Source organism: Streptomyces sp. NPDC059454, assembly GCF_042749965.1.
GTDB lineage: Bacteria > Actinomycetota > Actinomycetes > Streptomycetales > Streptomycetaceae > Streptomyces.
This window is the reverse complement of the sequence record NZ_JBHYVC010000005.1, coordinates 21915-43050: the sequence shown is the minus strand read 5'-3', so window position 1 is coordinate 43050 and position 21136 is coordinate 21915. Positions and strand designations below refer to the sequence as shown.

Sequence of the window (21136 nt, the reverse complement as noted above, 5' to 3'; positions counted from 1 at the left end):
TCAGGCCTCCGGGATCTCGAACTTCGACGTGCGCCGCATGCCGGCGGCGCGTCCCTTGCCGGAGACGACCAGGGCCATCTTGCGGCTGGCCTCGTCGATCATCTCGTCGCCGAGCATCGCCGAGCCCTTCTTGCCGCCCGCCTCGGACGTGTAGTAGTCGTACGCGTCCAGGATCAGCTCGGCGTGGTCGTAGTCCTCCTGCGACGGCGAGAAGATCTCGTTGGACGCCTCGACCTGGCCCGGGTGCAGCACCCACTTGCCGTCGAAGCCGAGGGCGGCGGCGCGCTGCGCGACCTCGCGGTAGCCCTCGACGTTGCGGATCTGGAGGTAGGGGCCGTCGATCGCCTGGAGGTTGTTGGCGCGGGCGGCCATCAGGATCTTCATCAGAATGTAGTGGTAGGCGTCCGCCGGGTAGCCGGGCGGCTGCTCGCCCACGACCAGGGACTTCATGTTGATGGACGCCATGAAGTCGGCCGGGCCGAAGATGATGGTCTCGACGCGCGGGGAGGCCTGCGCGATCTCGTTGACGTTGTTCAGGCCCTGCGCGTTCTCGATCTGCGCCTCGATGCCGATCCTGCCGACCTCGAAGCCCATGGTCTTCTCGATCTGGGTCAGCAGGAGGTCCAGGGCGACGACCTGCTGGGCCGTCTGCACCTTCGGCAGCATGATGCAGTCGAGGTTCTGGCCGGCGCCCTCGACGACCGTCACGACGTCCCGGTACGTCCACTCCGTCGTCCAGTCGTTGACGCGCACGACGCGGGTCTTGCCGGTCCAGTCGCCCTCGTTGAGGAACTTCACGATGGTGTGCCGCGCCTCGGGCTTGGCGAGCGGCGCGCACGCGTCCTCCAGGTCGAGGAAGACCTGGTCCGCCGGGAGGCCCTGCGCCTTCTCCAGGAAGCGCGGGTTGCTTCCCGGCACCGCGAGACAGGAGCGGCGGGGACGCAGACGGTTGACGGTCATGCGGGGACCTCCAGGGGGTCGAGCTTGTTCGCTGTGCGGATCTCGTCGACGATGCGGCCGATGATGCCGGTGATGTCGAAGTCCTTCGGTGTGAAGACCGCGGCCACTCCCGCGGCCCGCAACTGTTCGGCGTCACCGTTCGGGATGATGCCACCGGCGATCACCGGGATGTCTGTGGCGCCGGCCACACGGAGCCGTTCGAGTACGTCCGGCACGAGCTGCGCGTGCGAGCCGGACAGGATGGACAGGCCCACCGCGTGCACGTCCTCCGCGAGGGCGGCGTCCACGATCTGCTCCGGGGTGAGCCGGATGCCCTGGTAGACCACCTCGAACCCGGCGTCTCGGGCCCGCACGGCGATCTGCTCGGCACCGTTGGAGTGGCCGTCCAGGCCGGGCTTGCCGACCAGGAAGCGCAGCTTGCCGACGCCGAGGTCCTTGGCCGTCAGTTCCACCTTGCGGCGGACCGCCGACAGCGCCGAGCCCTCCTGGGCGGCCACCGCCACCGGGGCGGAGGAGACACCGGTCGGCGCCCGGAACTCGCCGAACACCTCGCGCAGTGCCCCGGCCCACTCACCGGTCGTGACGCCGGCGCGGGCGCACTCCAGGGTGGCCTCCATGAGGTTGTGGGTGCCGCGCGCGGCCTCCTTCAGCTTCTCCAGCGCCTTGCAGGGGCGCGGATGGTTGAACGGGGGCTGGTAGCGCGTGTCGCGCCAGTTCTGCAGCGAGGCGATCACGCGGGCCTCCACCGCCGGGTCGACCGTCTGGATCGCGGTGTCCAGGTCGGCGGTCAGTGGGTTGGGCTCGGTGCCCTCGAAGGCGTTGACACCGATGATCTTCTCCTCGCCGGACTCGATCCGGGCCCGGCGTTCGGCGTGCGAGGCGACCAGCTGCGACTTGAGGTAGCCGGACTCGACGGCGGCCATCGCGCCGCCCATCTCCTCGATCCGCTCCATCTCCGCGAACGAGTCCGCGACCAGCTGCTCCACCTTCGCCTCGATCACCTTCGAGCCTTCGAAGATGTCGTCGTACTCCAGCAGGTCGCTCTCGTAGGCCAGGACCTGCTGGATGCGCAGCGACCACTGCTGGTCCCAGGGGCGGGGGAGGCCCAGGGCCTCGTTCCAGGCAGGCAGCTGCACGGCACGCGCGCGTGCGTCCTTGGAGAGGGTAACGGCCAGCATCTCCAGCACGATCCGCTGGACGTTGTTCTCCGGCTGCGCCTCGGTCAGGCCGAGTGAGTTCACCTGGACGCCGTACCGGAAGCGGCGGTGCTTGGGGTTCTCGATGCCGTACCGCTCGCGGGTGACCTGGTCCCAGATGCGGCCGAAGGCGCGCATCTTGCACATCTCCTCGACGAAGCGGACGCCCGCGTTGACGAAGAAGGAGATACGGCCCACCACGTCACCCATGCGCTCCTGCGGCACCTGGCCGCTGTCGCGCACCGCGTCGAGCACGGCGATCGCGGTGGACATCGCGTACGCGATCTCCTGCACCGGCGTGGCACCGGCCTCCTGCAGGTGGTAGCTGCAGATGTTGATCGGGTTCCACTTCGGGAGGTGGGAGACCGTGTACGCGATCATGTCCGTCGTCAGGCGGAGCGAGGGTCCCGGTGGGAAGACGTGCGTCCCCCGGGACAGGTACTCCTTGACGATGTCGTTCTGGGTCGTGCCCTGGAGCCTGGTGATGTCCGCGCCCTGCTCCTCCGCGACGACCTGGTAGAGCGCCAGCAGCCACATGGCGGTGGCGTTGATCGTCATCGAGGTGTTCATCTGCTCCAGGGGGATGTCCTGGAACAGCCGGCGCATGTCACCGAGGTGGGCCACCGGCACCCCGACCCGGCCGACCTCGCCGCGGGCGAGGACGTGGTCGGAGTCGTAGCCGGTCTGCGTCGGCAGGTCGAACGCGACCGACAGACCCGTCTGGCCCTTGGCGAGGTTGCGCCGGTACAGCTCGTTGGACGCCTCGGCGGTCGAGTGACCGGCGTACGTCCGCATGAGCCACGGACGGTCCTTCTGACGCTCACTCATGTGGACCTCAGATGTTCCGGAAGCGGTTGATGGCGTCGATGTGCCGCGCGCGCTTCTCGTGGTCGCGCACGCCCAGGCCCTCCTCGGGCGCCATGCAGAGCACGCCGACCTTGCCCTGGTGCGCGTTGCGGTGCACGTCGTGGGCGGCCTGGCCGGTGTCCTCCAGGGAGTACACCTTCGACAGCGTCGGGTGGATCTTCCCCTTCGCGATCAGCCGGTTGGCCTCCCAGGCCTCGCGGTAGTTGGCGAAGTGCGAGCCGATGATGCGCTTCAGCGACATCCACAGGTAGCGGTTGTCGTACTGGTGCATGTAGCCCGAGGTCGAGGCGCAGGTGGTGATGGTGCCGCCCTTGCGCGTGACGTAGACCGAGGCGCCGAAGGTCTCGCGGCCGGGGTGCTCGAAGACGATGTCGATGTCCTCGCCGCCGGTGAGTTCACGGATGCGCTTGCCGAAGCGCTTCCACTCCTTGGGGTCCTGGGTGTTCTCGTCCTTCCAGAACCGGTAGCCCTCGGCGCTCCGGTCGATGATCGCCTCGGCGCCCATCGACCGGCAGATCTCCGCCTTCTGGTCGCTGGAGACGACGCAGACCGGGTTGGCGCCGCCGGCCAGCGCGAACTGGGTGGCGTACGAGCCGAGTCCGCCGCTCGCACCCCAGATGAGGACGTTGTCGCCCTGCTTCATGCCGGCGCCGTTGCGGGAGACCAGCTGGCGGTACGCGGTGGAGTTGACCAGACCCGGGGCGGCGGCCTCCTCCCAGCTCAGGTGATCCGGCTTCGGCATCAGCTGGTTGGACTTGACCAGGGCGATCTCGGCGAGACCGCCGAAGTTGGTCTCGAAGCCCCAGATGCGCTGCTCGGGATCGAGCATCGTGTCGTTGTGACCGTCCGACGACTCCAGCTCGACGGACAGGCAGTGGGCGACCACCTCGTCGCCGGGCTTCCAGGAGTTGACGCCGGGACCGGTGCGCAGGACGACGCCCGCGAGGTCGGAGCCGATGATGTGGTACGGCAGGTCGTGCCGCTTGGCCAGCTCGCTGGTGCGGCCGTAGCGCTCGAGGAACCCGAAGGTGGACAGCGGCTCGAAGATCGAGGTCCACACCGAGTTGTAGTTGACCGAGGAGGCCATGACGGCCACCAGGGCCTCGCCCGGGCCCAGTTCGGGCAGCGGCACGTCGTCGAGGTGGATCGACTTGCGGGGGTCCTTGTCGCGGGTCTCGAGGCCCGCGAACATCTCCGTCTCGTCCTTGTGCACGGTGATCGCGCGGTACGACTCGGGGAGCGGCAGGGCGGCGAAGTCCTCCGACGTGGAGTCGGGCGACTGGATCGCGGCCAGGATGTCCTTCACGGTCACGGTGTTGCCTCCGGCGATGAGCGCCCTGAGGGAGGGGCGCTGGGGGTTACGTCGGTGTGCTGCTGAGGGTCGAGGGGTGTGCCGTCGGTTCGGCGGTGGTGCTTCGGCGGCGCTTGGTGTGCGCGGGAGGTTGCCTGTGACGCAGGCGTCCGGACGTGCGGGCGGTGGGCCCGCCGGGACTCGCCCGGACTCCTTCAACGTATGGCACGCCGTGTCAGCTCGCAAGGCACTGAGTGTCAGAACCTGAGCTCAGGTGAAATCTTTACCCATCAGATGAGCGATGATCGATCGAACCGGTCCGGAGACGGGTGGGAAAAGGGCCCCTGACATGGCAAAACGGCCACCCGGTGGGGTGGCCGTCATCACAGCGGTGAGCGGGCCGATGAGCACTCCTCGGCGGGGCTGTTCAGCGCTCCTTGAGCGCCTGCTCGATGGTCCGCATCACCTCGTCCAGCGGGGCGTCCACATGGGCGACCGTCACCAGGACCTCGCCGTGCGCGGACGCCGAGGACGCGGACGGCTTCGGCGGCGCGGTGCGCCGGCCCGCCATGATCCCGCTGCCGAAGGTCTTGCGGACGATCGCGAAGGCGTGGTCCAGCTGTGCCTCGACATCGCCCTGGCCGTCGGCCCGCAGCCAGCGCCGCAGCACGTGGTTGTGCGCGGTGACCACGGCGGACGCGGCGACCTCCGCCAGCAGCGGGTCGTCGTTGGCGTCGTCGTCGTGCGCGTGCTCGTCGAAGTGGCCGAGCAGATAGCGGGTGAAGAGGCGCTCGTAGCGGGCCACCGACGCGATCTCCGCCTCGCGCAGGGTGGGCACCTCGCGCGTCAGCCGGTAGCGGGCGACCGAGATCTCCGGCCGCGCCGCGTACATCTTCATGACCTCCTTGATGCCACGGCACACCGTGTCGAGCGGATGCTCGTGCGCGGGGGCGGCGTTGAGCACCGCCTCGGCGCGGACCAGGGTGTCGTCGTGGTCGGGGAAGATCGCCTCTTCCTTGGAACGGAAGTGGCGGAAGAAGGTGCGGCGGGCGACCCCGGCGGCGGCCGCGATCTCGTCGACGGTGGTGGCCTCGTACCCCTTGGTCGCGAACAGCTCCATCGCGGCGGCCGCCAGTTCCCGGCGCATCTTGAGCCGCTGGGCGGCGGCGCGAGAGCCTGCGGCGCTTTCCGGCGGCTCGGTCGTGGCGGGTGTACGTGCGGACTTGGCGGGCTGGGACATGCCCTGAACGTACTGCATGTGCGCAGCTCGGTGCGCACGACCGGGGGCTCCCCCGCCCTCGGCGGGCGGGGGAGCGGCGCTGTGGGCCGGTGGCGGGAACCGGTCGGGGCCGAGCAGTCCGCCCCACTGCGCGCCGCCCTCGAACCGGTCGCCGGGGTGCCGCTCAGCGCTTGGCATATTCGCGGAAGCCACGGCCTGTCTTGCGGCCGAGGCAGCCCGCGGCCACCAGGTGCTCCAGCAGCGGCGCCGGCGCGAGACCCGGGTCGCGGAACTCGCGGTGCAGCACCTTCTCGATGGCGAGCGAGACATCGAGGCCGACGACGTCGAGGAGTTCGAACGGCCCCATCGGGTAGCCGCCGCCCAGCTTCATCGCGGCGTCGATGTCGTCGAGGGACGCGTAGTGCTCCTGCACCATCTTGATCGCGTTGTTGAGGTACGGGAACAGCAGCGCGTTCACGATGAAGCCGGCCCGGTCGCCGCAGTCCACGGCGTGCTTGCGGATCGTGCCGCAGACCTCGCGCACGGTGGCGTGGACGTCGTCGGCGGTCAGCACGGTGCGGACCACCTCGACCAGTTTCATGGCCGGCGCGGGGTTGAAGAAGTGCATGCCGATCACGTCCTGCGGGCGCGAGGTGGCGCGGGCGCAGGCGACGACCGGGAGGGAGGACGTGGTGGTGGCGAGGACCGCGCCCGGCTTGCAGACCTTGTCCAGCGTCGCGAACAGCTGCCGCTTGACCTCCAGGTCCTCGGCGACCGCCTCGACGGCGAGATCGACGTCGGCGAAGTCGTCGTACGTGCCCGTCGGACGCACCCGCTCCAGGGTCTGGGCGGCGGCCTCGGCGGTCATCCGCCCCTTGTCGACGGAGCGTGCCAGGGACTTCCCGATCCGGGCCCTGGCGCTCTGTGCCTTCTCCTCGCTGCGGGCGGCCAGGACCACCTCGTAGCCGGCCTTGGCGAAGACCTCGGCGATACCGGAGGCCATGGTGCCCGAGCCCGCGACACCCACCGAACGCACCGTACGGCCGGGGGCCGTGAAGACGTCTTCGAGCGGGGTGAGGGCATCGCGCACGACGGTCTTGCCGCCGGGCGCCTCGTACGTGTAGAAACCGCGCCCCGCCTTGCGGCCCGTCAGGCCGGCCTCGCTGAGCTGCTTGAGGATCGGGGCCGGAGCGTGCAGCCGGTCACGGGACTCGGCGTACATGGCCTCCAGGACCGTGCGCGCCGTGTCCACGCCGATCAGGTCGAGCAGTGCCAGCGGGCCCATGGGCAGTCCGCAGCCCAGCCGCATCGCGGCGTCGATGTCCTCACGGGAGGCGTAGTTCGCCTCGTACATCGCGGCGGCCTGGTTGAGGTAGCCGAACAGCAGCCCGTCGGCGACGAATCCGGGCCGGTCGCCGACCGCCACGGGCTCCTTGCCCAGGTCCAGCGCGAGGTCGGTGACCGCGGTGACGGCCGCGGGCGCGGTCAGCACACAGGAGACGATCTCGACCAGCTTCATCGCCGGCGCCGGGTTGAAGAAGTGCATGCCCAGAACCCGCTCGGGGCGGGCCGAGTCGGCGGCGAGACGCGTCACGGACAGGGCGTTGGTACCGGTCGCGAGGATGGCCTCCGGCCGCACGATCCCGTCGAGTTCACGGAGGATCTGCTGCTTGATCTCGTACGACTCCGGCGCCACCTCGATCACCAGATCGGCGTCGGCGGCCGCCGCGAGGTCGGTGGAGGTGGTCACGCGGGCGAGGAGGTCCGCGCGCTGCTGCCCGGTCAGCCGGCCGCGCTCCACGGCGCGGGCGGTCGAGGTCTCCAGGGCGGCGGCGCACCGGGCGGCCTGCGCCTCGCTGATGTCGATGCCGACCACGTCGCGGCCGGCGCCGGCCAGGACCTCGGCGATGCCGGTGCCCATCGTGCCGAGGCCGACCACGGCGACGGTCCGGATCGGGGACAGAGGGGTGTCGGAGAAGGGAGTGGCCATCGCGGGACTCCAGGAATGAGGGTGACGACGGGAAACACGCCCGAGTGCGCCGAAGGGCGCACCGGGTGCGTGCGGGATGCGGGTGTGGACCGGGCTGCGAGCGCACACGCCCGGCGCCGTCGGTGAACGACGGCCGATCCGACCGGCCCTGTCCCGGGGCCGAGCCGTACTGCGGTACACGGGGTACCGAACCGACTGCGACTCACGGCGGCCGCGTCACCAGACCGTCATGAGGAGGGTGGCGAGTGGGTAACTCGCTCGTCTGAGCTTAACCCGCGGGTAACGAGCGCGCCAGTCCCCGGCTTTGTGAGGTACGTCCCGGGCGGCCCCCGCACCCCCTAACCTCTGAACCATGGACGAAGAGTTGCGATCGCTCACGGAGCGCTTACGGGCGGAGTCGGGCGGATCGACGGCGTACGACCGCCTCCTGGCCACGGACGACCCCGACACCCTGGCCGGCGTCCTCACCGAAGCCGGGCAGCCACTGTGGGCGCGGGAACTGGCCGCCTTCCGGCTGGGGGCGGCGGGGGACCGCAGGGCCTTCGAGGCGCTCGTCCTCCTCCTCAACCACCGCGACCCGCCGCGCTGTGCCGCCGCCGCCCATGCCCTCGCCCGCCTCGGCGACCCGCGCACCGCCCGCGCCGCCGCCACCCTCGCCACCAACGAACTCCGCGTCGCCTACGCCCTGCACCCGGTCCGCCTGCTGACCGAACTGCGCGCCCCCGAGGCGGTCCCCGCCCTGATCACCACGCTGCGGCGGCGGCTGCGCCCCCATGACCCGTACCGCCGGGTCGCGCTGGCCTGTGTGGAAGGGCTGGGCGAGCTCGGCGACCCGCGCGCCGAGCCCGTGCTCAAGGAGGCCCTGGCCCATCCGGCGCTGGCCGAGGCGGCGGTGCACGCGCTGGCCCGGATCCCCCGGCCGCGCTGAGGCCTGTCAGCCGGTGAGCTCCCGCGCGTACCGCACCTCGGGCACCACCACCCCGTCCACCTCGAAGGGCTCCTCCGCCCCGTCCGCGCCGAACCCCGCCCGCTCGTAGAAACGGCGGGCGCGGGCGTTGCCCTTCAGGACCCACAGATACATGCGCTCATGACCGGCGGCGGCGCAGCGGCGGACCGCCTCGGTGAGCAGCGTCCGCCCCACACCCCGGCCGATGCGCTCGGGCGGCAGGTACAGCGCGTACAACTCGGCGTCGTCGGTGCGCACGTCGCCGTGCCGGTACGGACCGAAGGCCGCCCACCCGGCGAGCTCGCCGCCGTCCGTCTCGGCGACCAGGTTCACCACGCGGCCGTCACCGTCGGCCAGACGGGCGCGGTGCCGCTCGGCGTCGGCCCCGATGTCGAGACCGTCGAGATACGGCTGCGGGACGAGTCCCCGGTACGCGTACTGCCACCCGCGTATCCGGATCCCGGCGACGCCCTCGCAGTCGTCGGCGGTCATGAACCGCAGTACGAGCCCGCTCACGCTCCCACCAAGGCGAAGGCCTCGATCTCCATCAGGAACTCCGGGCGGACCAGCCCGGCGACCTGCACGGCGGACGCGGCCGGCAGCCGGTCGTCCGGTATGTGCTCGGCGCGGGCCGCGCGGATGGCCGGCATGTGCGCCATGTCGGTCACGAAGAAGGTGAGCTTCACGACGTCGTCGAAGGTCGCCCCGGCGGCGGCCAGGCAGCGCCGCAGGTTCTCGAACACCTGGCGGGCCTGGGCCCCGGCGTCGCCCTCGCCGACGAGTTCGCCGTCCTCGTCCAGGGCGAGCTGGCCGGAGACGGCGACGAAGCGGCCCGTGCCCGCCACCACGTGGGTGTACTGGGCGGCGGGGGCCACGCCGTCGGGGGCGGGGATGCGGGTCAAGTCGCTCATGCGTTCATGATGGACCACGGGTACGACAGCCCGTCCCCGACGGGCCGTCAGGCCTCAGCTCCGGAAGCCGAGCAGACCGTGCAGCGTCGAACCGCGCGCCGACGTCGGCGCCGCCTTCGACGTCAGCGGCTTGGGGTCGGGCAGCGCCGCGCACACCGCGTCGGCCTCGCCGCCGCTCCCGCGCGGCACGGTCCCGTCGGCCAGATAGGCCGCCAGGTGCCGGTCCAGACAGGCGTTCCCGCTCAGCGTGACGCCGTGGTTGCCGCCGCCCGACTCGACCACCAGGCTGGAGCGGGCCAGCAGTCGGTGGACGGTGACACCGCCCTGGTACGGGGTCGCCGCGTCGTGCGTCGCCTGGAACAGCAGCGCCGGCGGCAGCTTGCCGTTGCGGACGCGCTCCGGCCGCAGGGACCCGGTCGGCCAGAACGCGCACGGCGCGTTGTACCAGGCGTTGTTCCAGGCCATGAAGGGCGCCCGCTCGTACACCTCCCAGTTGTCCTTGCGCCACTGCCGCCAGTCACGCGGCCAGGCGGCGTCCCGGCACTGCACCGAGGTGTAGACGCTGTAGCCGTTGTCGCCGGAGGCGTCGATGGCGCCGAAGTCCTCGTACGCCTCGACCAGCGGCCCGGTGTCCCGCTCGTTCACGTACGCCGAGAACGCCTCCGCGAGATAGGGCCAGTAGCCGTTGTAGTAACCGCCCGGGAGGTAGGTGTCCTCCAGCTCGGCGGCGCCCACCCTCCCGCCGGCCGGGTCCTTCTTCAGGGCCGCGCGCATCGCGTACCAGGCGGCCTCGACCTTCTCCGGGTCGGTGCCCAGCCCGTACGCCGTGTCGTACCGGGCGACCCAGGCCATGAAGGCGCGGTGGCGGTCGTTGAACGCGTGGTCCTGGTTCAGATTGGCGTCGTACCAGACCTGGGTGGGGTCGACGACCGAGTCCAGGACCAGGCGCCGCACCCGCTCCGGGAACAGCTTGGCGTAGACGGCGCCCAGGTAGGTGCCGTAGGAGTAGCCGAAGTAGTTGAGCTTCTTCGCGCCCAGCGCCCGCCGGATCACGTCCAGGTCGCGCACCGTGCTGTTCGTGTCGATGTACGGCAGCAGACCGGCGTACTTGCGGCCGCAGGCCGCGGCGAAGGACCGCACGCGCGCGAGGTTGGCCCGCTCGGCCTCGGACGAGGCCGGCACCGGGTCCGGGCGCACCGGGCCGAAGTGACCCGGCGCGCAGTCCAGCGCCGGCTCGCTCGCGCCCACCCCGCGCGGGTCGAAGCCGATGACGTCGTACTGGGCGGCCACCTCCTTCGGCAGTGCCGCCGCGACGAACCCGGCGAGCGTCAGACCGCTGCCGCCGGGGCCGCCCGGGTTCACCAGCAGCGGGCCCTGGTACCGCTTCGCGGTGTGCGGGACGCGGGACAGCGCGAGCGTGATCCTCCGCCCGGCGGGGTCGGTGTGGTCGAGCGGCACCTCGACGGACGCGCACTGCAGCGTCGGATAGTCGTCGGTGCCGCACTTCTTCCACACGGGCTTCGCCGCGTGGAAGGTCTCCGCGGCGCGCGGGGTGCCGGCCTCGGCGGGCGCGGCCGTGAGGCTTCCGGCCAGGACGACGGCGGCACCGCACAGCACGGCTGCGCGTTTTCTCATAGAGGGCTCTCCCAGGACGGAGGTGCTGCGGGCCGCGGGGCTCACGGCTCACGCGGCATCGTCCCGGTGTGGGGCCGCATCCGAACATGTTCTGTCGATTCTTGACCCGATCGGGTCGCCGGATGCGCTCGAACGCTCTTAAAGGAACGTCAGTTGGGTCGGCGTGACCGCCGGGGACTCGGCCGGCCCGGCGGCGCGGATCCGGCGGGGCGTCTTCGCGGGGGAGGGGCCGATGCCGTACTCCCGGGCCAGCTCGTGCACCTGACGCGTGATGCGGCGCTGGTACCACTTCGGCGCGTAGGCGCCGTCCGCGTACAGCCGCTCGTAGCGGGCCACCAGGTGCGGATGGTGCTGCCCGAGCCAGGACATGAACCACTCGCGGGCGCCCGGCCGCAGATGCAGCACCAGAGGGGTGACGGAGGCGGCGCCCGAGGCCGCGACGGCCCGCACGACCGCCCGCAGTTGGTCCGGGCGGTCGCTCAGGAACGGGACCACCGGCGCCATCAGGACCCCGCAGCCGATGCCGTGCCCGGTGAACGTCCGGACCACGTCCAGCCGCCGCTCCGGTGCCGGCGTGCCCGGCTCGACCGTCCGCCACAGCTCTTCGTCGGTGAACCCCACCGAGACCGAGACGCCCACGTCGGTCACCTCGGCGGCCTGCTTCAGCAGCGGCAGGTCCCGCAGGATCAGCGTGCCCTTGGTGAGGATCGAGAACGGGTTGGCGTGGTCGCGCAGGGCGGCGAGGAGGCCCGGCATCAGCCGGTAGCGGCCCTCCGCGCGCTGATAGCAGTCGACGTTCGTGCCCATCGCTATGTGCTCGCCCTGCCAGCCGCGGGAGGCCAGCCGGTGGCGCAGCAACTCGGGCGCGTTCATCTTGACCACGATCTGGCTGTCGAAGCCGAGCCCCGTGTCGAGGTCCAGATAGCTGTGGGTCTTTCTCGCAAAGCAGTAGACGCACGCGTGCGTGCAGCCCCGGTACGGGTTCACCGTCCACTCGAACGGCATGCGGGAGGCGCCCGGCACCCGGTTGACGATGGAGCGTGCCCGGATCTCGTGGAAGGTGATGCCGGCGAATTCGGGCGTGTCGAAGGTGCGGGTCGTGACCGTCTCCGCGCCGAACAGCGCGGTGTCGGCCCGGCTGTGTTCGGAGCCCGGCGAGAGGTTCTCCCAGCGCATGACGCCTCCTCGGTGTCGCTGCGGCACAGAATAGAACAAGTGTTCCCTTGATCGTGCGAGTGGCATCTTCGGTCACCCTCCCGATCACATCCGAAGCCCCGATTTGGGCGGCCGGGCACGGGGGTGATTGGCTTGGCCCGACCCTGAGAACCCATGCCCTGGAGGTAAGCGATGGCGCAGGTCGAAGCCACTACGGAGCGGATCGTCGCGGCGGACGCGGAAACGGTGTTCGACGCACTCGCCGACTACAGTGGCACCCGCGCGAAACTGCTGCCCGAGCAGTACAGCGAGTACGAGGTCCGCGAGGGCGGCGACGGCGAGGGAACCCTCGTGCACTGGAAGCTCCAGGCCACCAGCAAGCGCGTGCGCGACTGCCTCCTGGAGGTCACCGAGCCGACCGACGGTGAACTGGTCGAGAAGGACCGCAACTCCTCCATGGTTACCACCTGGCAGGTCACCCCGGCCGGCGAGGGCCGCTCCCGGGTCGTCGTGACCACCGTGTGGAACGGCGCCGGAGGCATCGGCGGCTTCTTCGAGAAGACCTTCGCGCCCAAGGGCCTCGCCCGTATCCACGACGCCCTGCTGGCCAGGCTGGCCGTGGAGGTCGAGAAGTGAGGGGCGGCAATCTCCCGTAAACGGTGCGGAGTTGGCTTCTCACCGGTTCGAGTGATCTCGTTACGACCTTCCCCTGTCCCGTAACTTGCCGTGCTTGCCCGTAGTTGTCGCTTTCACGCGGGAATTGTCCGGCGGTGCGACGAGGGGAGCGGCACGTGGGCGGGATCACTTCGACGCAGGACGAGCCGGTCACGGCACCGCCGGCCGGGGGCCCACCGCCCCCGGCACCGGTCGTCGAGCCGGGCCTGAGCCCCCGCCGGGTCCGGCTGGTCTTCCTCGCGCTGATGCCGGCGCTGCTGCTCGCCGCCCTGGAGCAGATGATCGTCGCCACCGCGCTCCCGAGGATCGTCGGCGAGCTGCACGGCCTGGACCGGATGTCCTGGGCGATCACCGCCTATCTGCTCACCGCCACCGTCGGACTGCCGGTCTACGGCAAGCTCGGCGACCTGCTCGGCCGCAAGGGTGTCTTCCAGTTCGCGATCCTCGTGTTCGTCGTCGGCTCCGCGCTGGCGGGCCGCGCGTCGACCATGGACCAGCTGATCGCCTACCGCGCGGTGCAGGGTGTCGGCGCGGGCGGCCTGCTGACCGGCGTCCAGGCGATCATCGCGGACATCGTGCCCGCCCGCCGGCGCGGCCGGTTCATGGGGCTGATCGGCGCCGCCTTCGGTCTCGCGTCCGTCGCCGGACCGCTGCTCGGCGGCTACTTCACCGACCACCTCTCCTGGCGCTGGTGCTTCTACATCAACGTCCCCTTCGGCATCGTCACCATGGCCGTCGTCGCCCTGGTGCTCGAACTCCCCAAGCCGGCGGCCCGGGGCCGCTTCGACGTCCTCGGCACCCTGCTGCTGTCCGCCGCCTCCACCTGCCTGGTGCTGCTGACCGGTTGGGGCGGCACCAAGTACGCCTGGGACTCCCGGGTCGTCCTGGGACTCGGCGCGGGCGCCGTCGCGGCCGGCGTCCTCTTCCTCGTCGTCGAGCGCTTCGCCGCCGAACCCCTCATCCCGCTGCGGCTGTTCCGGGACTCCGTCTTCAACGTCACCGGCCTGATGGGGCTGGTGATCGGCGTCGCCCTGTTCGGCACCGCCGGTTACCTGCCGACGTATCTGCAGATGGTCGAGGGGGCCTCGGCCACCGAGTCCGGACTGCTGATGCTGCCCATGACGGCCGGCATCGTCGGCGCCTCGGTCATCTCCGGGCAGCTCATCAGCCGCTCCGGCCGCTACCGGCTGCACCCCGTCGTCGGCGCGGCCCTCTCCGTCGTCGGCATGTGGCTGCTGTCCCGCCTGGAGACCGGCACACCCCGGCTGCACTACAGCCTCTGGACGGCCGTCCTCGGCGCCGGTATCGGCATGGTGATGCCGGTGCTGATCCTCGCCGTGCAGAACTCCGTGCGCCCCGCCGACCTCGGCGCCGCCACCAGCGCCCACAACTACTTCCGGCAGATCGGCGGCAGCGTCGGCGCCGCCGTCTTCGGCGCCCTCTTCGCCGGCCGGCTCGCCGACGCGCTCGAAGACCGCCTGCCCGCCGGCGCGGGCACCGCGCCCGGCACCGGGTCGATCACCCCCGAGCTCGTGCACGCGCTGCCGCCCGAGCTGCGCGACGCCTACGTGCAGGCCTACGCCGACGTCATGCCGCGCATCTTCCTCCACCTGGTGCCGGTGCTCGTCCTCGGCCTGCTCATCGCCTTCTTCCTCAAGGAGAGACCACTGGTGTCCCACCACGCCCCCACCGCCGACCCGGCCCACTTCACGGCACAGGTGCCGCACGCACGCCCCCACTCCCCGAGCGGGGGGACCCCCACCCCGCTCCGCTCCCCGCACACCGGCGGCGTCCCCGTCTGCGGAACCGTGCAGCACCCCGACGGGACCGCCGTACCGCGCGCCGCGCTCACCCTCATCGACGTCACCGGACAGCAGACCGGACGGGGCGCCAGCGGCGAGGACGGGCGGTACGCGCTGGCCACGCCCGGCCCGGGAGCGTACGTCCTGATCGCCGCCGCGGGCGGTCACCAGCCGCAGGCGGTCTCCGTGACCGTCGGCGAGCGGCCCGTCGAACTCGACGTGGTCCTCGGCGGCGCGGGCCGTCTCGCCGGCAGTGTCGTCACCGCCGACGGCACACCGGTGCGGGACGCGGCCGTCACCCTCACCAACGTCCACGGGGAAGTGGTCGCCGGCACCCGCAGCGGCCGGGAGGGCGGCTATGTCATCAGCGAGCTGGTGGCCGGTGAGTACACCGTCGCCGCGAGCGCGCCCGCCTTCCGCCCGGCCGCCCTCCCCGTCACCGTCCAGGCCGCCCGCGAGACCCGCCAGGACGTCGAGCTGGCCGGCGGCGCCGTGCTGCGCGGCACCGTGCGGGCCGGCGGCGGACGGCCCGTGGAGGAGGCGCGTGTGACCCTGCTGGACGCGGCGGGCAACGTGGTCGACACCCTCACCACCGGACCCGACGGCACCTTCCGGTTCGTCGACCTGTCCTCCGGCGAGTACACCGTCATCGCCGCCGGTTACCCGCCGGTCGCGACCGTGCTCCAGGTGGCCGGCGGGGGCCGTACGGAACGCGACCTCCAGCTCGGGCACGAGGACTGAAACGGTCCGTCACGCGCGGGAAAACACGCCGGGGCGAGCACCGGCGGGCAATTCGTGCATTGCCGCACATCGCAACCGGCCGTGGTCGTACCGTGGTGACGGCGGTACAGATCTTGCGCAGCCGGGGGAGAGAGGGCCTGGGCCATGGACCGTGGCACTGAGCAGGACGCACCTCCGGACAGCCGTGCGGGGGACGGCGCGGCGGCCGGACACGGCGGCGCCGGTCGTATCCCGCTGGCCGTGGTCGTGGTCGACCGCGACGGGCTCGTCTCCCATTGGAGCAGGGGCGCGCGGCGCCTGTTCTCCCTCGCCAAGGAGGACGCGCTCGGCCGCCCGGCGGTCGACCTGCTGCCCGTGACCGGAGCCCTGCCGGAGGAGTCCGAGGACGAGGGGCCCGCCCCGGACGGGGCGTATGCCGCCTACGACGGTCTGGGGCCCGGCCTCGGCGCCTCCCTCGGCGGGGGCCTGTCCTACCCGGCCGCGGGCCGCGCCCGGCTGGCGGCCTCCGGTAACGGCCGTGTCGACATGCTGTGGTGGGCCTACCCGCTGGTGGGCCCGGGACGCGAGCGGCTGCTGGTGCTGGCCGCCGACACGGACGGGCTGCTGCGCACGGACGGGGCCGGGGGGTACGAACACATCGCGCCCGGCTTCGCCCTGCACACCGACTTCCCCGGCTCCGAGGACCTCGCCCGCCGGCTCCCCGAGATCCTCCCCAGCATGAGTGTCGGGGACAGCGCCCGTATCGTCGCCCAGGTCCTCGAACTGGGTTACCCCGTCCTTGAGTTCAGCCAGAACGACCGGGTGCCCGTCACCCCCGACTGGGGCGTGCCCCGGCGCGCCGAGCGCCGGAAGCGCCGGGAGCGGGCCGCCCGTGCCCTCGCGGCCGGTGAGCCGGTGCCCGAGGAACTGCGGGACGAGGGCGAGGACCTCGAGTACGCCGCCGTCCGCGAGCATCTGGAGTTCCTCAACGAGGTCAGCTCCCGGATCGGCACCTCCCTCGACCTGGCGCGCACCATCGTCGAGGTCAGCAAGGCCGTCGTGCCCCGCTTCACCGACGTGGCCGGCACCTATCTGCGCGAACAGGTCGTCGCCGGTGAGGGATTCGACGAGGGCGTGCCGGACACCACCACCATGTGGCACCGGGTCGCCCTGGAGCACACCGACGAACCCGGCCGCTGGGACGACGTCGTGCCCGTCGGCGAGGCCATGCCCTTTCCGGCGCACACCCCGTTCTTCCAGTGCATGACCACCGGTGAACCCGTCCTCGTGCCGCGCATCAGCGAGGAGATGGGCCACGCCGTCGCCTCGCAGTTCGAGAAGCGCGACATCCGGCCGCTGATCACCGGCCGGTCCATGCTGGTCGTCCCGCTGAAGGCGCGCCATGTCGTCCTCGGCTTCATGATCCTGCTGCGCCATCCGGAGCGGCAGGTCTTCAACGACATGGACCGGGTCACCGGCGCCGAACTCGCCGCCCGCGCGGGGCTCGTGCTCGACAACGCGCGCATGTACACGTACCAGGAGAACGTCGCCGAGACGCTCCAGGACAGCATGCTGCCGCACATCCCGCCGCGCATGGCGGGCTGCGACGTCGCCACCCGCTATCTGCCGGGCACCCTGCTCGGGCGGATCGGCGGCGACTGGTTCGACGCGGTGAAGCTGCCCGGCGCCCGCACCGCGTTCGTCGTCGGTGACGTCATGGGGCACGGGCTGAACTCGGCCGCGATGATGGGCCAGTTGCGCACCGCTGTGCAGACCATGGCCGCGCTGGACCTGCCGCCCGCGCAACTCCTGCGCAACCTCGACGACCTCGCCCAGCGGCTCGGCGACACCTACCTCGCGACCTGCCTGTACGCCGTCTACGACCCCATCGCGAGCGAGCTGCGTCTCGCCAACGCCGGACACATCCCACCGGTCCTGGTCCGCGCCGCCGACGGGCGCAGCGAGCTGCTCGACCTGCCCACCGGGGCGCCCATCGGCGTCGGCGGGGTGCCCTTCGAAGCGGTGCGTGTGCCCGTGGAGCCCGGCGACCGGCTGGTGATGTGCACCGACGGACTGGTCGAGGTGCGCGGTGAGGACATCGGTGTCGGGCTGGCCACGCTGTGCGAGTCCGCCGCCCACCCGGCCGCCTCCATGGACGACGCCTGCGACACGATCATCCGCGAGCTCGCTGTGACATTCTCGGAAGCGGGGCGCGGCGGCCGCAAGGACGACGTGGCCCTGCTGATGGCCCGGCTCGGCGGCATCGAACCCGACGACGTCGCCGAATGGCGGATCGCTCCCGAGCCGTCCGAGGTCGGCCGGGCCCGCGCAGCGGTCCGCGAGCAGCTGTACGACTGGGGTCTGCCGAAGCTCGCCGACAGTGCCGAGCTGTTGGTGAGCGAACTCGTCACCAACGCCGTGCGGCACTCCCACGCGCGTCCCGTCGCCCTGCGGCTGGTGCGTGGCGACACACTGCTGTGCGAGGTGGAGGACGACGACCACGAACTGCCGACGCTGATCGACGCGCGGCCGGCGGACGAGTCCGGGCGCGGACTGCGCGTGGTCAGCACTCTCGCCCGCCAGTGGGGCACCAGCCGGACGACGGCCGGCAAGAGCGTGTGGTGCGAACTGACGCTGCCGCGACGACGCTGAGCGCCGGTGGTACACGGCGCACTCCGGGGCGAACGAGCCGTGAAGGAATGCGCCGTGCGCTTGTCCGCGCGCCCCGGGCGCGATACACCGTACTGGCCCGTCACACGGGGCGGGCCGGCGTCGCACCCTGGGGAGTCGGTCATGAGCGTGACGAGTCGGTACCGGGAGGCCTGGGAGGGTTTCTGGCGTGAGGCACCGGACGAGCCGGGGGCCGTGTTCTGGGACGCGGAGCCCGCTCTGACCGTGGCCCGCCATCTCGCCCTGTTCGAACCGCAGCTGACCGACCCCGGTCTGCCGCTGGTGGACCTGGGGTGCGGCAACGGCACCCAGACCCGGTTCCTCGCCGACCGCTTCCCGCACGTCATCGGCGTCGACCTGGCCGCCGCCGCCCTGGACCGCGCCCGCGCCGCCGACCCGGCCGGGCGGGCGGCGTACCGGCGGCTGGACGCCGTCGACAAGGCCGAGTCGCAGGCCCTGCACGCCGAACTCGGCGACGCCAACGTGTACATGCGCGGGGTGCTGCACCAGTGCGAGCCCGACGACCGGCAGGCACTGGCGGACGCCATCGCCACGCTGGTCGGCGACCGCGGCCGTGCCTTCCTCGTCGAGCCCTCCGAGGCCGCCGGAGCGGTCCTGCGGGGCCTCGCGGCCGGCCCCGGCGGTCCGCCGCCCAAACTCGTGCCGGTCCTGCGGCACGGTATAGCCCCCGGCGAGGTCGACGACGCGGCCGTGCCCGAGTTCCTGACCGCGGCCGGACTGACGGTGCCGGCGAGCGGAACCCTGCCGCTGACCACCACGGAGTACGGCCCCGACGGCACCCGTGTCGAACTGCCGTCCCTCTGGTGCGTGACGGGGCGCGCCACGTAAGGCAGTGCCTGGTGAGGAGCGATGAGCCCCTTCGCCGGCCCGGACCGGTGAGAGTCGTCCACAGGCTGGCCGGGATTCGGCGGGACCACGTAGCGTGTGCCGCATGAAGATCCTCATCAGCGCCGACATGGAGGGCGCCACCGGTGTCACCTGGCCGGCCGACGTGCTGCCGGGGACCCCCCAGTGGGAGCGGTGCCGCTCGATGTTCACCTCGGACGTCAACGCCGCCGTGCGGGGATTCTTCGACGGCGGCGCCGACGAGGTGCTGATCAACGAGGCCCACTGGACCATGCGCAACCTGCTGCTGGAACAGCTGGACGAGCGGGCCGAGATGCTCACCGGGCGCCACAAGTCCCTGTCCATGGTCGAGGGCGTGCAGCACGGCGACGTGGACGGCATCGCGTTCATCGGCTACCACGCCGGCGCCGGCATGGAGGGCGTCCTCGCGCACACCTTCCTCGCCAACTCCATCACCGGGGTCTGGGTCGACGACGTACGGGCCAGCGAGGGCCTGCTCAACGCGCACGTGGTCGCCGAGTACGGGGTGCCGGTGATCCTGGTGACGGGTGACGACGTCGCCTGCGAGGACGCGCTCGGCTACGCGCCCGAGGCACTGAAGGTCGCCGTCAAGGACCATGTGTCCCGGTACGCGGCCGTGTGCCGCCCCCCGGCCCGGACGGCCGTGGACATCCGCGCGGCGGCCGAGGAGGCGGTCACGCTGGCGGTGCGCCGGGAGCCCGTCGACGGCGGGCCGTTCACCGTCGCGGTGGAGTTCGACGCCGAGCACCTGGCGATGGCCGTCACCGTCGTACCGGGCGTGACCCGCACCGGCGAGCGCAAGGTGGCGTACACCAGCGGGACCATGTACGACGGGATCCGCACCTTCAAGGCGGTCACCACGATCGCCTCGGCCGCGGTGGAGGAGCAGTATGGCTGACGAACGGGCCCTGGACGAGGTCGTGACGTTCACGTCCGACCTGATCCGGATCGACACGACCAACAGGGGCGGGGGCGACTGCCGGGAGCGGCCCGCCGCCGAGTACGCCGCCGAACGGCTCGCCGAGGCGGGACTCGAGCCGGTGCTCCTCGAACGCACCCCGGGGCGTGCCAACGTCGTCGCCCGGCTGGAGGGCACCGACCCGTCGGCCGACGCGCTGCTCGTCCACGGCCATCTGGACGTCGTCCCGGCGGAGGCCGCCGACTGGAGCGTGCACCCGTTCTCCGGAGAGGTCCGCGACGGGGTGGTCTGGGGCCGCGGCGCGGTCGACATGAAGAACATGGACGCGATGATCCTCGCCGTGGTGCGGGCCTGGGCGCGCGAGGGCGTACGGCCCCGGCGCGACATCGTCATCGCGTTCACCGCCGACGAGGAGGCCAGCGCCGAGGACGGCTCCGGCTTCCTCGCCGACCGGCACGCCCAGCTCTTCGAGGGCTGCACCGAGGGCGTCAGCGAGTCGGGCGCGTTCACCTTCCACGACGGCGGCGGACGGCAGCTGTACCCGATCGCGGCCGGCGAGCGCGGCACGGCCTGGATGAAGCTCACCGCGCGCGGCCGGGCCGGGCACGGCTCCAAGGTCAACGGGGAGAACGCGGTGACCCGCCTCGCCGCCGCCATCACCCGCATCGGCGAGCACGAGTGGCCGCTGCGGCTCACACCGACCGTGCGCGCCGCGCTCACCGAACTCGCCGCCGTGTACGGCATCCAGACGGACCTGTCCGACGTGGACACGCTCCTCGACAAGCTCGGCACGGCCGGGAAGCTCGTCGAGGCCACCGTCCGCAACAGCGCCAACCCGACGATGCTGGAAGCCGGTTACAAGGTCAACGTGATCCCCGGGGAGGCCGTGGCACACGTCGACGGCCGGTATCTCTCGGGCGCCGAGGCCGAGTTCCGCGCGACCATGGACCGCCTCACCGGGCCGGACGTCGACTGGGAGTTCGAGCACCACGAGGTGGCGCTCCAGGCACCGGTGGACTCGCCGACGTACGCCCGGATGCGGGCCGCCGTCGAGGAGTTCGCACCCGAGGGGCATGTGGTGCCGTACTGCATGTCCGGCGGCACGGACGCCAAGCAGTTCTCCCGGCTGGGCATCACCGGCTACGGATTCGCGCCGCTGAAGCTGCCGGAGGGCTTCGACTACCAGGCCCTCTTCCACGGGGTCGACGAGCGCGTCCCGGTCGAGGCGCTCCACTTCGGTGTCCGGGTCCTCGACCGGTTCCTGCGGACGGCCTGAGCGAGTGGGGGAGACG

16 protein-coding genes are annotated in these 21136 nt (G+C 71.7%); 7 read left to right on the top strand and 9 right to left on the bottom strand.

What is annotated here, in order from left to right:
• From ACFXAE_RS04895 to ACFXAE_RS04875, 5 genes are all read right to left on the bottom strand, one after another.
• Positions 1-960, bottom strand: coding sequence for an HpcH/HpaI aldolase/citrate lyase family protein (locus ACFXAE_RS04895; RefSeq protein ID WP_384708065.1), 960 nt, complete (start codon positions 958-960; stop codon positions 1-3).
• Entirely contained in the window at positions 957-2984 is a 2028-nt protein-coding gene (locus ACFXAE_RS04890) for a protein meaA (RefSeq protein WP_384708062.1), read from the bottom strand. Before ACFXAE_RS04890 ends, ACFXAE_RS04895 begins: the two co-directional genes overlap by 4 nt.
• Positions 2985-2991: 7 nt before the next feature.
• On the bottom strand, positions 2992-4335 hold the full coding sequence (gene ccrA / locus ACFXAE_RS04885) for a crotonyl-CoA carboxylase/reductase (RefSeq protein WP_384708059.1): 1344 nt from the start codon (positions 4333-4335) through the stop codon (positions 2992-2994).
• Between the two features lie 406 nt (positions 4336-4741).
• Positions 4742-5554: a TetR family transcriptional regulator gene (locus tag ACFXAE_RS04880; protein ID WP_384708055.1), complete on the bottom strand. Its 813-nt coding sequence runs from the start codon at positions 5552-5554 to the stop codon at positions 4742-4744.
• 163 nt (positions 5555-5717) lie between these two features.
• Positions 5718-7523, bottom strand: a complete 1806-nt coding sequence (locus ACFXAE_RS04875) for a 3-hydroxyacyl-CoA dehydrogenase family protein (RefSeq protein WP_384708052.1) — start codon at positions 7521-7523, stop codon at positions 5718-5720.
• A 352-nt stretch (positions 7524-7875) separates the two neighbouring features.
• On the opposite strand from ACFXAE_RS04875, the gene ACFXAE_RS04870 reads away from it, so the two are divergent.
• Entirely contained in the window at positions 7876-8451 is a 576-nt protein-coding gene (locus ACFXAE_RS04870) for an adenylosuccinate lyase (protein WP_384708049.1), read from the top strand.
• Positions 8452-8457: 6 nt separating this feature from the next.
• On the opposite strand, the gene ACFXAE_RS04865 is transcribed toward ACFXAE_RS04870, so the two are convergent.
• The 4 genes from ACFXAE_RS04865 to ACFXAE_RS04850 form a co-directional block, all read right to left on the bottom strand.
• Positions 8458-8961, bottom strand: coding sequence for a GNAT family N-acetyltransferase (locus tag ACFXAE_RS04865; protein ID WP_384708485.1), 504 nt, complete (start codon positions 8959-8961; stop codon positions 8458-8460).
• Positions 8962-8981: 20 nt separating this feature from the next.
• Positions 8982-9380, bottom strand: coding sequence for a RidA family protein (locus ACFXAE_RS04860; protein WP_384708046.1), 399 nt, complete (start codon positions 9378-9380; stop codon positions 8982-8984).
• 54 nt (positions 9381-9434) lie between these two features.
• On the bottom strand, positions 9435-11015 hold the full coding sequence (locus ACFXAE_RS04855; protein WP_384708043.1) for an alpha/beta hydrolase: 1581 nt from the start codon (positions 11013-11015) through the stop codon (positions 9435-9437).
• A gap of 138 nt (positions 11016-11153) precedes the next feature.
• Positions 11154-12191: an Rv2578c family radical SAM protein gene (locus ACFXAE_RS04850; RefSeq protein ID WP_384708040.1), complete on the bottom strand. Its 1038-nt coding sequence runs from the start codon at positions 12189-12191 to the stop codon at positions 11154-11156.
• Positions 12192-12362: 171 nt separating this feature from the next.
• On the opposite strand from ACFXAE_RS04850, the gene ACFXAE_RS04845 reads away from it, so the two are divergent.
• The 6 genes from ACFXAE_RS04845 (at position 12363) to ACFXAE_RS04820 (ending at position 21120) form a co-directional block, all read left to right on the top strand.
• Positions 12363-12806: an SRPBCC family protein gene (locus ACFXAE_RS04845; protein WP_384708037.1), complete on the top strand. Its 444-nt coding sequence runs from the start codon at positions 12363-12365 to the stop codon at positions 12804-12806.
• Positions 12807-12961: 155 nt separating this feature from the next.
• The gene (locus ACFXAE_RS04840) at positions 12962-15388 is read left to right on the top strand and encodes an MFS transporter (RefSeq protein ID WP_384708034.1); all 2427 of its coding nucleotides are present in this window, start codon (positions 12962-12964) and stop codon (positions 15386-15388) included.
• A gap of 144 nt (positions 15389-15532) precedes the next feature.
• On the top strand, positions 15533-18019 hold the full coding sequence (locus ACFXAE_RS04835; protein WP_384708031.1) for a SpoIIE family protein phosphatase: 2487 nt from the start codon (positions 15533-15535) through the stop codon (positions 18017-18019).
• A gap of 141 nt (positions 18020-18160) precedes the next feature.
• On the top strand, positions 18161-18886 hold the full coding sequence (locus ACFXAE_RS04830) for a methyltransferase domain-containing protein (RefSeq protein ID WP_384708028.1): 726 nt from the start codon (positions 18161-18163) through the stop codon (positions 18884-18886).
• Between the two features lie 103 nt (positions 18887-18989).
• Positions 18990-19823, top strand: a complete 834-nt coding sequence (locus tag ACFXAE_RS04825; protein ID WP_384708025.1) for a M55 family metallopeptidase — start codon at positions 18990-18992, stop codon at positions 19821-19823.
• Positions 19816-21120 carry a M20/M25/M40 family metallo-hydrolase gene (locus tag ACFXAE_RS04820; RefSeq protein ID WP_384708022.1) on the top strand — a complete coding sequence of 435 codons (1305 nt, stop codon included), beginning with the start codon at positions 19816-19818 and terminating at the stop codon, positions 21118-21120. The genes ACFXAE_RS04825 and ACFXAE_RS04820 overlap by 8 nt, the downstream gene beginning before the upstream one ends.
• Positions 21121-21136 lie beyond the last annotated feature (16 nt).